The organism is Halomonas piscis (assembly GCF_031886125.1).
GTDB lineage: Bacteria > Pseudomonadota > Gammaproteobacteria > Pseudomonadales > Halomonadaceae > Vreelandella > Vreelandella piscis.
The window spans coordinates 1,331,425-1,345,175 of sequence record NZ_CP119391.1; the positions used below are offsets into that span (position 1 = coordinate 1,331,425).

General features: G+C 64.2%; 15 protein-coding genes. 10 read left to right on the forward strand and 5 right to left on the reverse strand.

Annotation, left to right across the window (positions count from 1 at the left end):
• Positions 1–38 precede the first annotated feature (38 nt).
• Positions 39–1,232 (reverse strand): NnrS family protein, encoded by a 1,194-nt coding sequence (locus P1P91_RS06235; protein ID WP_311885290.1) that lies wholly within the window; start codon positions 1,230–1,232, stop codon positions 39–41.
• Positions 1,233–1,434: 202 nt separating this feature from the next.
• On the opposite strand from P1P91_RS06235, the gene P1P91_RS06240 reads away from it, so the two are divergent.
• From P1P91_RS06240 to P1P91_RS06265, 6 genes are all read left to right on the forward strand, one after another.
• Complete coding sequence (locus P1P91_RS06240) at positions 1,435–2,184, forward strand: IS5 family transposase (RefSeq protein ID WP_311882126.1); 750 nt, start codon at positions 1,435–1,437, stop codon at positions 2,182–2,184.
• A 67-nt stretch (positions 2,185–2,251) separates the two neighbouring features.
• Entirely contained in the window at positions 2,252–3,193 is a 942-nt protein-coding gene (locus P1P91_RS06245; protein WP_311885291.1) for a cobyrinic acid a,c-diamide synthase, read from the forward strand.
• 62 nt (positions 3,194–3,255) lie between these two features.
• Entirely contained in the window at positions 3,256–4,416 is a 1,161-nt protein-coding gene (locus P1P91_RS06250) for a toxic anion resistance protein (RefSeq protein ID WP_311885292.1), read from the forward strand.
• Positions 4,413–5,108, forward strand: coding sequence for an extensin-like domain-containing protein (locus P1P91_RS06255; RefSeq protein WP_311885293.1), 696 nt, complete (start codon positions 4,413–4,415; stop codon positions 5,106–5,108). Before P1P91_RS06250 ends, P1P91_RS06255 begins: the two co-directional genes overlap by 4 nt.
• Before the next feature lie 61 nt (positions 5,109–5,169).
• The gene (locus P1P91_RS06260; RefSeq protein WP_311885294.1) at positions 5,170–6,984 is read left to right on the forward strand and encodes a monovalent cation:proton antiporter-2 (CPA2) family protein; all 1,815 of its coding nucleotides are present in this window, start codon (positions 5,170–5,172) and stop codon (positions 6,982–6,984) included.
• Positions 6,985–7,090: 106 nt separating this feature from the next.
• Positions 7,091–7,474 carry a thiol-disulfide oxidoreductase DCC family protein gene (locus P1P91_RS06265; RefSeq protein WP_311885296.1) on the forward strand — a complete coding sequence of 128 codons (384 nt, stop codon included), beginning with the start codon at positions 7,091–7,093 and terminating at the stop codon, positions 7,472–7,474.
• Between the two features lie 9 nt (positions 7,475–7,483).
• On the opposite strand, the gene P1P91_RS06270 is transcribed toward P1P91_RS06265, so the two are convergent.
• Positions 7,484–7,909 (reverse strand): DUF488 domain-containing protein, encoded by a 426-nt coding sequence (locus P1P91_RS06270; RefSeq protein ID WP_311885297.1) that lies wholly within the window; start codon positions 7,907–7,909, stop codon positions 7,484–7,486.
• A 270-nt stretch (positions 7,910–8,179) separates the two neighbouring features.
• Here P1P91_RS06270 and P1P91_RS06275 point away from each other — a divergent pair, with 270 nt between their 5' ends.
• From P1P91_RS06275 to P1P91_RS06285, 3 genes are all read left to right on the forward strand, one after another.
• Positions 8,180–8,947 (forward strand): methyltransferase domain-containing protein, encoded by a 768-nt coding sequence (locus P1P91_RS06275; RefSeq protein ID WP_311885718.1) that lies wholly within the window; start codon positions 8,180–8,182, stop codon positions 8,945–8,947.
• A gap of 18 nt (positions 8,948–8,965) precedes the next feature.
• A complete protein-coding gene (locus P1P91_RS06280; protein WP_311885298.1) occupies positions 8,966–9,976 on the forward strand; it encodes a methyltransferase in 1,011 nt (336 codons plus the stop codon).
• Positions 9,977–10,203: 227 nt separating this feature from the next.
• Positions 10,204–10,977 (forward strand): IS110 family RNA-guided transposase, encoded by a 774-nt coding sequence (locus P1P91_RS06285; protein WP_311885299.1) that lies wholly within the window; start codon positions 10,204–10,206, stop codon positions 10,975–10,977.
• On the opposite strand, the gene P1P91_RS06290 is transcribed toward P1P91_RS06285, so the two are convergent.
• Positions 10,974–11,725 (reverse strand): IS5 family transposase gene (locus P1P91_RS06290; RefSeq protein ID WP_407650535.1). Its coding sequence is split into 2 segments (ribosomal slippage): positions 10,974–11,390 and positions 11,393–11,725, totalling 750 coding nucleotides; the frame shifts between segments, so codons are not numbered across the junction. The two genes, P1P91_RS06285 and P1P91_RS06290, sit on opposite strands and share 4 nt — an antisense overlap.
• A 104-nt stretch (positions 11,726–11,829) precedes the next feature.
• On the opposite strand from P1P91_RS06290, the gene P1P91_RS06295 reads away from it, so the two are divergent.
• Positions 11,830–12,069 carry a hypothetical protein gene (locus P1P91_RS06295; protein WP_311885300.1) on the forward strand — a complete coding sequence of 80 codons (240 nt, stop codon included), beginning with the start codon at positions 11,830–11,832 and terminating at the stop codon, positions 12,067–12,069.
• 449 nt (positions 12,070–12,518) lie between these two features.
• On the opposite strand, the gene cyoE is transcribed toward P1P91_RS06295, so the two are convergent.
• Together cyoE and P1P91_RS06305 are read right to left on the reverse strand one after the other, a co-directional pair.
• Positions 12,519–13,418 (reverse strand): heme o synthase, encoded by a 900-nt coding sequence (gene cyoE / locus P1P91_RS06300; RefSeq protein ID WP_311885301.1) that lies wholly within the window; start codon positions 13,416–13,418, stop codon positions 12,519–12,521.
• Positions 13,418–13,750 (reverse strand): cytochrome o ubiquinol oxidase subunit IV, encoded by a 333-nt coding sequence (locus P1P91_RS06305; protein WP_311885303.1) that lies wholly within the window; start codon positions 13,748–13,750, stop codon positions 13,418–13,420. The genes cyoE and P1P91_RS06305 overlap by 1 nt, the downstream gene beginning before the upstream one ends.
• Between the last annotated feature and the right edge of the window lies 1 nt (position 13,751).

Sequence of the window (13,751 nt, forward strand, 5' to 3'; positions counted from 1 at the left end):
CTTCGGGCGGGATCAAGGCGTACGATGCCCGGACGGCGCTAGCCGGCCTTGCCGTCCGGCCGCGCGCTTGTCAAGGGGATCACATAGTACAGGATAAAGGCCAGATAGCTTAGGCACCACGCGATAATGGTCAGGCTGTACACCCAGTGGCTGGTTTGCGGATACAGCCATAGCCACGCCGAGCGCATCAGCGCGGCGAAGAGCATCAGGCCCAGGGCGATCCCGATACCCGGCAGAGTGCGGATGATGCGCCCGGTATGGCCCAGCGATACCCGGGACATCATCGACAGCATCATGGTGCCCATGCCGCCGATGGCGAGCGCGTGCAGCGCGGTTTCGATCCGCTGGCCGCCGGCGTGCTCGACGGCCCACATGAAAAGCCCCAGCGGGATGAAGGCGTAGCTGGCGTGCAGCCCCCACAGCAGCGGCTCGCGCAGGATTCTGACGTGATACCAGCGCGACAGCCGCCAGGCGTTGGCCGTGGCCGCGACCAGCAGCGCCGGCACCAGCAGGGCGTGGGCCGGCCCCAGTCCCGCAGCGGCAAGTATCTGCAGCGCCAGCACGGCGACAACGCCGCCCAGGCTGGCCGCTTCCAGCGGGCGCAGCCTGACGGGCTGCTCGATGCCTAGCTTGCGCGAGGTAAAGAACGGGATCACCCGCCCGCCGAGCAGCGTCATGACCAGCACGATCAGCAGCATGGCAGAGTGGCTGGCTTCGCGCATCAGCGTGCCGTCACCCTGCTGCGCGCCCAGGTGCATAAAACCGTTGGCACAGGCCAGGGCTAGCAGCAGCGGCACAAACGCCAGGTTGCGCCACATGCGTACGGCGACCACGCGCCGGGCCATGGCCAGCGCCGCCAGGGGCAGAAAGGCCACGTCCAGGGTAATCAGCAGCGTCGCCGGCAGCGAATCGCCGTAGGCCAGCAGCACGCGCGCCAAAAGCCACAGCGCGGCAAGCCCGGCAAGCGGCCAGCCACTCAGTCCGGGCCGGCCGGTCCAGTTCTGCACGGCGGTGAGCAAAAAGCCGACGATAATGGCGCTGCCAAAGCCGAACAGCATTTCGTGAGGATGCCACCAGAACATGCCGCCGTAAGGCGAAAGCCAGAGATTGCCGTGCCAGAAGGCCAGCCAGGCAAGCAGGGCAAGTACGCTGAACACGGCACCGAGCAGGAAAAAGGGGCGGAACGCCAGGCGCATGAGCGGCAGGCGGCGAAGCAGAGTCGTTTCCTTCATGGGCTATTCCTGACGGTTTTGCTGGGGAATGCGCCCCAGCATACGAAAAACGCATTAGGAATGCATGATCTGCGTCAAAGTGCTGCAGCACCCGGCGTTACGCTTTGCTAGGGCCTGTTGACGTTTCATGGCAGGGGTATTGGCAGGATAGGGGCAAGCTCGCAGAATAAAGGTTCCCACACCAACAAACTGCAAGCCTGCCATGCCCCGACAAATGCTCACGGATGAACACTGGTCGAAGCTGAAACCTATCCTGCTTCAACAAGGTATTTATGACAAGGCCGACTTGCGTACCACGATAGAAGGCATCCTTTATCGGATGCGCACCGGCTGCCCGTGGCGGGACCTACCGGAGACGTTTGGCCCCTGGAACACGGTCTACAAGCGTTTTAACGCCTGGTCAGCGAGTGGAAAGCTGATGAGGCTTTTCAGCTCTCTGGTGGAGGAGCCTGATGTTGAGTGGCTGTTCATTGATGGCTCCTACGTCAAGGCCCACCAGGACAGCACCGGAGCTGCCACGGAAGACGCAGAAGCCATTGGCAAAAGTCGTGCAGGCAATACCAGCAAGATCCACTTGACCGTAGATGCCTATGGGCTACCGATCACCTTCAGAATAACCGGGGGTGAGGTGCACGACAGCACGGAAGCCCGGGCATTGATTGACGATTTGCCAGCGGGTGATGCATTGGTGGCTGACAAGGGCTATGACAGCGAGCGTATCCGTGGACAGATCGAAGCCAAGGGCATGGCTGCCGTCATTCCACGCAAACGCAACTCAAAGAAAGGAAATGCCAATCTGGACAGAGGCTTATATCGCTATCGGCATCTGGTTGAGAATGCCTTTGCTCGATTGAAGCCGTATCGCGCCATCGCAACGCGTTACGACAAGCTCAAGCGAAACTACGAAAGCATGGTGGCCTTGGCCTGCGGCTTTTTATGGCTGCCCATGTGAAACGTCAACACGCCCTAGTGTCCTTGCTTTACACTGAGGTCTGCTTGTCTACCGGATTTGACGCCCTATGCTGGCATTTCTTCAAGGTTTCTCCTACGGCCTGTTTCTTTCCTGTCTGCCCTGGCTGGTGATCGGACTGGCAAGTCCGCACCGCGCCCTGGGCACGCTGCGACCCACGCGCTTGCAGGCGGTTGCCCGCTACGGGCTTGCCGTGCCTTTTGTAGCCGGGCTTTTGTGGCTGACGTCGCTGTGGGGCGGTTTCGGGCCGTCGCTCGGCGGCTGGCTGGCGGGGCTTGGCGCGGTGGCCGTGGCGGTTCCGCTGGAACGCCGCTGGCGCCTCTGGCGGCAAAGGCGCCGGCAGCGGCGGGAGAAAGCCCGCCGCGAGCGCGAAAGCGCTGCTCGCCGGGCAGAGCAGGCCCGCCAGGCTCGACAAAGAGGCGAGGAAAGCCTCGATCCGGCGCAGCCACCGGCAGACGCGGATGACGTTACCCTGGCGCTCTGCGAGGCCAAGAAGCGTCTGCTGGCGGCTCGGCAGCCGGCGGTTGCCGGGCAGGCGGACCAGCTTTACGGCCGCTATCGCAAGGCCATGGCGGTACTTTTAGAGCGCTTCGACCCAGGCGAGCTGGCCTTTGAGCGCGCGCGCTCGCTGGTCGCCGAAGTGTGCTTGACCGCGGTGGACAACCTGACCGCCATGGCGGCCCGGGCCAGCGGGGTGGCGGGGGTGGACGCCGAGAGCGCGCGCCGGCGGCTGGCTCGCGAAGGCGAGCGGCTGAGCCAGGCGGAGCGCCTGGCTCTGGAGCGCCGCCTGGCGCTGGTGGAAGACACCCGGCGGCAGCTCAGCGAGCTTGGCGGCCGCAATGAGGCCGCGCTGACCGCGCTGGACAATATGGCGGTGGCCATGGCCCGGGTGGATACGCGTCGCCCCCAGGCATCCGTCAGCGCCGATCAGGCGCTGGATGACCTGCAGCGCTTCGTCGCCGGAGCAGAGCGCTATAGCCGCCGCAGTTGAACTCGACGGCCTGGCCGTAGTCTTGTTGAGTTATTCTCTTGCCCAAGAAGGATGCCCGATTTATGTCCACGCCGCAGGATCCCCGTCATCAGGCACTGTATCTGCCGCCGGCAGAAGACGTTGCCGCCGAGCTTGAGCGCAGGACTTCTGCCGCCTCCGATGAGGAGCGCCTGGCGGATGAGGCGAAACGCTTTGCCGAGGCCTTGCTGGCCGAAGGGCAGGAGCGCCAGGCCCGGCGCCGCCACGTGGACGAGCTGGGCTACGACGTCCAGCGCCAGGCCGCCTATCACAGCGAGCTGCTCAAAACGCCCATGCGCACGCTTGCCGAGCAGGGCGAGGAAGGCGGGCCGGTAGCCCAGGCGCTGGCCGGGCTGCAAGGCCGCATGCGCGAGCTTGACCCCCAGCGCCATCGGCTTTCCCGGCGGGGGATCGATCGCGTGCTGAGGTTTATCCCCGGCATGAGCACCGGTCTTGAGCGCTATTTTCAAAAATATGAAAGTGCCCAGCAGGCGCTGGACGCCATCATCCACGAGCTGGAGTCGGGCAAGGACAGGCTGGGCCGCGACAACCTCACCCTGGCGGACGACCAGCAGGCGCTGGAAAACGCCGTTGACAAGCTCCAGGAGCAGATCGAGCTGGGTCAGATGATCGATCGGCGCCTGGTGTCGAGCGCCGAAGCGCTGCCGCCGGAAGACCCCGAGCGTGGCTTTATCGAAGAAGAGCTTGTGTTTCCGCTGCGCCAGCGCGTGGTCGATCTTCAGCAGCAGCGGGCGGTCAGCCAGCAGGGCGTGCTGGCGCTGGAGGTGCTCATCCGTAACAACCGCGAGCTGATGCGCGGGGTGGACAGGGCGATCAACGTCACCGTGTCGGCGCTGAGCGTTGCCGTGACCGTGGCGCTGGGGCTTGCCAACCAGCGGCTGGTGCTGGACAAGGTCGAGGCGCTCAACGCCACCACCTCGGACATGATCGCCGGCACCGCCCAGTCGCTGCGCCGCCAGGGGGCGGACATCCAGACCCGCGCCGGGTCGGCGATGCTCGACATGGAAAAGCTCGAGCAGGCCTTTGGCGACGTTATGGCGGCCGTTGACGACGTGTCGCGCTATCGCCGCGAGGCGCTGCCGCAGCTGGCAGAGCAGGTCAGCCGTCTGGAGGCGCTTTCCCGCGAGGGCAGTGACGCCATCGAGCGGATGCAGCGGGCCCGCGACGACGCCTCCTCTCGGTGAAGCGACTCCTCGCTTGCCTGGTGCTGATCGCCATTGGCGTGGCCCTCGACAAGGGCCTCTGGGAGGTTCCCCGGGAGTGGGATCCGTTCGCGCCGCTGCGTATTCGGGATCCGGTAACGCCGGTGACCGGCTGGAAAACCAGCCGGCTCAACGGCGACCGCGAGGGCTGCCTGGCAGCGCTTGAGCGCCTGCCGGACAGCTCGCTCGACTATCTGGCGCTTGAGGATTACACGCCGGTGCCCGACTGCCCGCTGACCAACGTGGTGCGCCTGAACGCCAGCGGCGTGGCGTTCAACCGTCGCTTTGTGGCCAGCTGCCCGCTGGCGCTTGGCTGGCTGATGTTCGAACATCACGTGCTGCAGCCGGCCGCCAGGGAGCATCTGGGCAGCCCGGTCAGCCGGGTGGAGCACTACGGCAGCTTTGCCTGCCGCAACGTCTACGGGCGCAAGAATGCCCGGCGCAGCGCCCATGCCACGGCGGACGCGCTGGACGTGGCGGCGTTTGGCCTGGAGGACGGCCGCCGTATCAGCGTGCTCGAAGGCTGGCAGCACGAGGACGAGCGCGGCCGGTTTCTCAGGGCGCTTCATCGCGGTGCCTGCCGCCACTTTGCCACGGTGCTGGGGCCGGACTATAACGCCGCTCATGCCAACCATTTTCATTTGGCCATGGGCGGGTTCGGCGCATGCCGCTAGCTACAGCCACTAGCAGCACGCTGGCCGATCGACTTGCCATTTCACTCTGGAGCAGGCGCTTGTGGAAACCGGACTGCTGTATTCTGCCCTGGTGTTTCTGGTCGCGGCGGTGGCGGTGGTGCCGCTGTGCAAGTGGCTGGGCCTTGGCGAAGTGTTGGGGTACCTGCTGGCGGGGGTGGCTATCGGCCCGGCGGCGCTGGGCCTGGTGCGCGAACCGGAACAGGTGCTGGGGTTTTCCCAGATCGGCATTGTGTTTCTGCTGTTTATCATCGGCCTGGAGCTCAAGCTTTCCCGGCTGAAGCTGATGCGCCAGTCGGTGTTTGTCTTCGGCGGCCTGCAGCTGCTCACCGCCAGCCTGGCCATCGCCCTCGTTGCCTGGCTGTTGGGGCTGTCGCCCACGGCGGCGCTGATTGTCGGTTTCGGTCTGGGGCTGAGCTCGACGCCGCTGGTGCTGCAGCTGCTGGGCGAGGGCGGCGAGCTGCAGAGCCGCCAGGGCCGCTATGCCTTTTCCATTCTGCTGTTTCAGGACATGGCGACGATTCCGGTGCTGGCGCTGATTCCTTTTCTCGGCGCCGGGGCGAACCTGAACGGCAACTCGTCCGAGATTGTCCGGGAGATTGTGCTGGGCATCGGCGCCTTTGCGCTGCTGATCCTCTGCGGGCGCTATTTGCTGCGCCCGCTATTCCACCAGGTAGCCAAAATGCGCAGCCGCGAAATGTTCCTCGCCGCCGCCCTGATGGTGGTGCTGGGGGCGGCTTTGCTGATGGAGCAGGCGGGGCTGTCCATGGCGCTGGGAGCCTTTGTGGCCGGCGTGCTGCTGGCGGACTCGGAGTACCGCCCGGCCATCGAGGCCGATATCCAGCCGTTCAAGGGCCTGCTGCTGGGGCTTTTCTTCATGGCGGTGGGCATGACCGCCCAGGTCGGGCTGCTGCTGGAACATCCGCTGCGCATCCTGCTGTTCGTCATCGGGCTGTCCGTGCTCAAGTTTCTCATGCTGGTGGTGGCGACGCGGCTGTATCGCCGGCCCTGGACCGTCGCGCTGCGGTTGGGGGTGCTGATGGGGCACGGCGGCGAGTTCGGTTTCGTGCTGTTCTCTGCGGCGCTCTCCGCCAGCGTGCTGGAGGCGTCGCTGGTCGATACGCTGATCCTGATCGTGTCGCTATCCATTGCGCTGGCACCCTTGATCAACGCCCTGGCGCTGCGCTCGGGGCTGCTGGCGCACAAAAGGCCGACCCGCGAATTCGACCGACCCCGGGACCACGAGCCCCGGGTGCTGATCATCGGCTTCAGCCGCTTTGGCCAGGTCGTCGGGCGGGTGCTGCAGAACCTGCAGATCCCCTTCACGGTGTTGGACAGCGACCCCGAGCGGGTGGATTTTGTCCGCCGCTACGGCCACCAGGTGTATTTCGGCGATGCCTCGCGGCTCGACCTGCTGGAAGCCGCCGGGGCCGGGCGCGCGCATCTGCTGGTGCTGGCAGTAAGCGAGGTAGACATGTCCCTGCGCGTGGCCGGCCTCATTCGGCGGCGCTTCCCCCGGGCCCGGCTGCTGGCCCGGGCGCGGGATCGCTACCATGCCCAGCAGCTGATGCGCCTGGGCGTCTCCGTGGTGATTCGCGAGCTGCTGCTGTCGAGTCTCGAGATGACCCGGCGGGTGTTAACGGAGCTTGGCGTCAAGGACGAGATCGCCCGGCATACCATCGAGACCTTCCGCCAGCACGACGAGCACACCCTGATGCGGCAGATGGAGGCGTCCCGGGAGGAGCAGCAGCAGCCACAAAGCCACGCCCAGGCCAACCGCGAACTGCAGGAGCTTTTCGAGGCGGACGCGGAAAGTTTGACCCCCGGAACCCTCGAGACGCCGTCGCCTCGTCGCTGACCTGCCGGCTTGCCGGTTCTTTGCATTGTGACTGTGCCGGCTTATGGTGGAGGGAGAGGCCTGCCGGGAGTGGGCCGGCGGCGGGCATGACAACCGGGAGGTGGACATGAGCCAGAAACAGAGACTGACGCAGCTTTACGTGTATTACGACGGCGCCTGCCCCATCTGCCGGCGCGACCGTGCCCGCTACGAGCAGTGGGCCGGCGAAACCGGCGATACGGTTACCTGGTGCGATCTCAACGAGTACGGCGAGCACCTGCACGCCATCGGCGTGGACCCCGAGGTGGCGCTTTTGTCGCTGCATCTGGAAGACGCCGAGGGGCGCTTATACGAGGGTATCGACGCCTACGTGCTGCTGATGAAGCGGGTGACCCGGCTGCGCCCGGCAGCTTTTTTCATGGCGCTGCCGGGCGTCAAGCCCGTGCTGACCGCGGTTTACAAGCGCTGGGTGCGTCGCCGGCTGGCCCGGGAAGGGCGCCTTCCCTCCTGACCGTTGCGGTTACCGGTCGAGTTCGTGGGCGTAGCAGGGCGGCGACGCCACCGGGTCACGGTCAGCGGCGTCTTCCTTTTCCAGCGCCTGCAGCACGCTCTCGCGCAGCGCCGGCAGATGAGAATCCTCGATACGCCGGCTGGCGGTTAACAGCGTCAGGCGCCCGGTTCGAGCATAGCGCATCAGCGGCAGCAGCAGGTCCTCGTTGTCGGCAAGCTCCAGACCGTAGCGGGTGTCGAATGCTGCCTTGCTGCGCCGATCGCGCCGGTACTGGCGTCGCAGCGCGTTGGTGGGCGTCGCCTCCGGATGCCAGGCGCTCAGCGCGAGCGCGTCTTGCGCCTTGCCCCGGGGCCACAGGCGGTCCACCAGCACTCGGGTGCCGTCGTCCGCCTCGGCGGGGGCATACACGCGCTTGAGCGCAATCGAGTAGCTCACTGTGCCTTCTCCTTGTTGTTAACTGAGGGGTGTTAACCGAGGATTGCCGGCTGATAAGAGATGGCCCTGGAAACAGTCTAGCAAATCTCCGGCCGACCGTTTACCGCCTGCAAACAGGTCGTCTATCTTGATCGCAGCGCCAGAAGCCCATAATCTGTCGCGCTATCGTCTCCCCCAGTGATACCGAGCCCCGTTCCCGTGAAGTCTATCGCTTGTGCCCCCGCAAAAGCCGCTGAGCTGACGCCCGCCGGCGATCGCTACTTTGACGGCATGGCGGAGAAGTTTGCCCGCTCGCTGTACAGCACCCCTCGGGGCGCGCTGCGCCTGGCGCTGCTCGACGAGCTTCTCCCCGACATGCTGGCCCTTGACGGCCAGCCGGCGCTGGACGTGGGCGCGGGGCTGGGCCAGCAGGCCGCCTGGCTGGCTCGGCGCGGCCACCCGGTGACGCTTGCCGAGCCCTCCGCCGACATGCTGGCCTACGCCCGCCGAGCGCTTGCCGGGGAGCCCTTTGCCCGGCGCATCGCGTTCCTGCAGGCACCGCTGCAGGCGCTGGAAGCGCGCGCCCCCGGCCCCTGGCCGCTGATATTCTGCCACGCGGTGCTTGAATGGCTGGGCGACCCCGGCGCGGCGCTGCAGTCGTTGAGCCGGCTGCTGGCGCCCGGCGGCCAGCTGAGCCTGATGGTGTTCAACCGCGACGCGCTGCGCTTTTCCAACGTGGTCAAGGGCAATCGGCAAAAGGCGCTGGACGACCGCCTGGAGGGCTGGGGGCGGGGCGCTCGTCTCACCCCGATCAGCCCGCTGACCCACGCCGATATCCAGCGCTTTGCTGCTGCCGCGGGGCTCGAGATCCAGGCCGCGGCGGGGGTTCGCATCTTCCAGGACTATCTGCGCGAGCCGCCGGCGGACGACGCCGATATGGCCACGCTGGAAGCGCTGGAACGTACCTACTGCCGGGTTGATCCGCACTGGCGGCTGGGCCGCTATTTGCTATACACCTTGTACAAGTCGCACCCTGCGCAAGCTATCTTCCCACCTTGAGTCACCGGAGAGTCCTGAATGAGTGCCCAGACGCCCAGCTGCCAGCTGCTTGACCGCCCCGCCTTTGCCGAAGACCCTGATTTTGCCGGCTTTTACGCCGTGGCCCCGCCGGACGATCCCTGGGTGTGGCACGCTGCTGGCGGCGTCATCAGCGCCGATGAGCGTCTGCTGTCGCGGTCTCGCGCGGCGGGCCGGCCGGCCGTACCGCCGCTGGGTGTGCAAGAAGAGGCAGTGCCGGCGGCGGTATTGTTCTGGCCCAAGGCGTTAAAGCTGGCCGGCTGGTGGCTGGACTGGCTCAACCGCTCGCTGCCCGATAGCACACCCCTTGCCGTAGTGGGTGAGCACGGCGGCGGGGTGCGCCGGGCGGCAAAAATGCTCGCCGAGCGCGGCATGGCGTGGGAAAAGCGCGACAGCGCCCGGCGCTGTTCGGTGTTTGTCAGCGAAACGCAAAAAAGCGCTGCACCGGCGGAAGAGGCTGCCTGGCAAACCTTCGGCATCGGTGAGGTAACGCTTGCCAGCCACCCCGGCGTATTCGGCCACGGCAAGGTGGACGAGGGCACCGCGCTGCTGCTCGACACGCTGGAAAGCGAGCTGGGTGGGGCGTCGCTCAGCGTACTCGACGTGGGTTGCGGCGACGGCATCATCAGCGCCTGGCTTGCCCGTCGGGGGCACGATGTCACCGCTGTGGACGTTAGCCACTTTGCGGTGGAGGCGACCCGGCGAACGCTTGCGCAAAACGGCCTTGAAGGTCGGGTGCTGGCAAGCGATGTCTACGCAGGGCTTGAAGAGGGCGAGCGTTTTGATGCGATTGTCAGCAACCCGCCGTTTCATCAGGAGCGCAACATCGACTACGGGCCCGCCGGCCGGCTGATCGGCCAGGCCGCCGAGCGGCTGAACCGGGGCGGGCAGCTGGTGCTGGTGGCCAACGCCTTTCTGCCCTACGCCGGGCCCCTGGAGCGTGCCCTGGGCAAGTTTGAAACGCTCGCCGACAACCGCCGGTTCAAGGTGTATCGGGCGCGTAAGGCGTAAATCCGGCAGGCCACGGGCAATGTTGGCTCGTCCCTGTATTCTGGCGATGTGGCTTGATCTTCGCTGAATAAATTCAGCTCCCACCATTCGCCAATAGCCCGAGCTTGTTGCTATCTTCGCTACGTGGTGGGAAATGGGATGGACCCGTCCTTCTGTGCCAAGCTGGATATAACATCTAGCCAGCAGTGCACAGAACACTGACGGCATCGGTGAAGGAGGATCCATCCATGAAACAGATTAGCATTATAGGCATTGACCTGGCGAAACACGTTTTTCAACTGCATGCCGTGGATGCGCACGGTCACAAAGTATTCAGCAAGCAAGTCCGGCGAGAGAAGTTACGCTTGACGCTGGCCCAAATTCCGCCTTGCCACGTCGCCATGGAAGCGTGCGGCTCCGCTCATTACTGGGCGAGAGACATTGGCACGCTGGGCCATGAGGCCGAACTACTGCCACCGCAGGCGGTCAAGCCCTTCGTGCTGGGCCACAAGAACGATGCGCGCGATGCCGCGGCTATCGCCGAGGCCGCGGCGCGCCCGGCCACGCCTCGAGTGACGATCAAGACGGAAGCACAACAGTCCCTGCAAGCAGTGCACCGAGTACGCAGTCGGTTAGTGCGCGAACGCACCGCCGTCGGCAACGAGCTGCGCGGCCTGCTGGGCGAGTTTGGTCTAATCGTGTCGCAGGGGCACGCGGTGATACGCCAGGGCGTTATTCGTGAGCGGCTGGACGAGCAACGGGCACGGCTGGGGGAAGAACTCTACACCCTGCTGAACGACCTGCTCGATCAATGGCTCGAGAACGATGCCCGGATCGCGCGCTATGACAAGCGTCTGCAGCGTCTGGCCAGGGCATCAGATGACATGCAGCGGCTGATGAGTCTGCCCGGCATCGGCCCGATCAATGCGACGCTGTTGTTCAGCCATCTGGGCGATCCGGCGCGATTCCCCAACGGACGTCAGTTCAGCGCCTCGTTGGGGCTAGGGGGCGTTAACAATTAGGCCAGCCATATGGCGGCTGACACGAGGCAGAGGAGTGACTGGTAGTTTCTTGCCAGTCGCTCATAGCGTGTAGATAACCGCCGGAACTTCTTGATTTTCTGAAAGAACCTCTCCACCAGATTGCGATCTTGGTAACAGTGCCAGTCTACTTCAATGCGCGCCAAACGATTCTTTTTCGGAGGAATCACCGGCTCGGCACCTGCGGCCTGAATCATGTCCCGCAGAGCAGTGGAGTCATACCCCTTGTCGCCCAGCACCGCTTGCGGGGAAAAACCTTCCAGTAGAGCGGGAGCAGCACCATACTCCGACGCCTGGCCCGGTGTGAGAACCAATCGTACTGGGTTACCTAACGCATCGACTGCGGCATGAATTTTGGTGCTCAATCCGCCTCGAGATTTGCCCATGGCTTCGACGTCTTGCGTGTTTTTTTTGACGCTCCATGCTGGTGCACCCTGACGATGCTACCGTCGATCATCAGCTGCTCTAGATCGGGATCGTCGGCTACTGTGTCAAAAATACGCTGCCAAACGCCCTTTCGTGACCAACGGTTATACCGCATGTAGACGGTGTGCCAGCGCCCAAAAGATTCGGGAAGATCACGCCACGGGGCGCCGGTCCGAGCGATCCAGAGCACGGCTTCCACGAACAGGCGATTGTCCTTGGCAGTTACCCCACAGTCTGAGGCTTTGCCGGGGAGCAGGTGCTCGATTCGCTCCCACTGATCATCGCGTAACTTCAACCGACTCATGGCCCACCAAAATCTATGAATACTAAATCAGTTTAAACGAAACTAATGATTGTTAACACACCCTAGTGCCACGCCAGCATTCCAGCGGGGGTCGCAACCAGTTGATGGGGATCACCAAACGCGGCAATGGCGAGGTTCGAAAGCAGTTGGTGCACGGTGCCCGCGCGGCATTACGCCAGTTCCAACGTCAGGAACATCCCGACCGGCTGTCCCGTTGGGCCTGCTCGTTAGCGGCGCGTCTTGGGCAACGCAAGGCCATTGTGGCCCTGGCGAACAAGATGGCGCGGATTTGCTGGTCGCTATTGGCCCATGAACGGCGCTATCAGCCACAGGAGGCCGCTTGATGATACCGAACAAACAGGGAATATAGCTTAGCATGCGATAAGTTACCCAACCCCGAGGTTGCGCAGGCGAGATGCTTCGATGGCATAACGGGTCAGACCGGCTTTCTGTCACTCTGTAAAGTGCGCAGGCCCATCACGAGGCCGAGTGGGAGATCAGAGCAGAGAGCGCGTATTCCATCAGGGCCAGGCACGGCAAGTGCCATCAATAGGCCGGATATAAGCGTGCAGTCCTCACTCTTATGCGTTGTTGCTTCTGGCTTGCACAACAGGACGGGTCCATATAAGCGCAATTTATTGCGCGAATGCTGTGTTGAAACACTATCTTCCTGATTCGGCATTCGCTTGTACGACAAGCCATCAAAGCGTTGTGCTGTTTACTTGACCTCCACAAAAAAACCGCGCGACCCGACAGGGCCGCGCGGTTTTGCGTCGAGGGCGTCAGCCCCGGGTTACAGCGAGGTCCACAGCGCCACGTTGGGCGCGAGGCTCGAGTCCACCGACATCATCACGCTGAGCGCGGTGATGGTAAGGATGGAAAAGCCGAACACCTGCCTGGCCCATTTCTCGTCGTCCCTGGCCTTGTAGCCTTCAAGCCCCAGGTAGAGCCAGTAGACCCCCATTACCAGGGCGACGGCGAAGTAGCCCACGCCGGCGTAGCCCGCCAGGCTGAGGGTCAGCGTGGCTACCACAAAGGCCAGAATGTAGCCGAGGATGTAGTGCTTGGCGGTCTCGATGCCGCGCACCACCGGCAGCACCGGAATCGACGCCGCGCGGTAGTCTTCGCGCCGGAAAATGGCGATGGCGTAGGAGTGGGGCATCTGCCACAGGCAGAAGATCGCCAGCAGGGTCATCGCCCCGGTATCGAACTGCCCGCTCACCGCGCAGTAGCCCACCACCGGCGGTACCGCGCCGGAGAGGCTGCCCACCAGGGTGCCGAACTCCGAGTGGCGCTTCATGTAGAGGCTGTAGGCACCGACATAGATGGCAAAGCCGAAGGCGGCAAGCCCTACCGTCAGCGCGTTGGTGCCCAGGGCAAGAAGGCCGAAGCCGCCCAGTCCCAGCAGGGTGGCAAATACCAGCGTTGCCGCCGGGGTAATCCGCCCCTGTACCAGCGGGCGGTTTTGGGTACGGCGCATGATGGCGTCGATATCGCGGTCGATGACGTTGTTGTAGGCGCACCCCGAGGCAATCACCAGGCCAAGCCCTGCCAGGGTGGCAAGAAACAGCCAGGCGTCGAACTCACCCCGGGCGGCGAGAAAATAGCCGCCCATCACCGAGATGACGTTGCCGCCGATGATGCCCGGCTTGGTCAGGGTGACAAAGTCCTGAAAACGACTCGGCGTCGCCACTAGCCGATCATCATGTTGAGATGCAGGTGATGCATGATCCACAGCGAACCTCCCACGACCAGGGCCAGTATAGTGAGCGTAAAGACAAACGACGTCAGGTTCCAGCCTTCGTCGGACTTGGTGTTCATGTGCATGAACATCACCAGCTGCACCAGTATCTGGGCGATGGCCATGGCCACGATAACGAGCACCGTCGTCGCGGTGTTGAAGGCCCCGCTCATCACCGCGGCAAAGGGAATGACCGTCAGCACAATGGAGAGGATCAGCCCCGTGACGTAGGTCTTGACGCTGCCGTGGCTGGCGCCGCCCGGCGCGGTATGCGAATCGCTCATA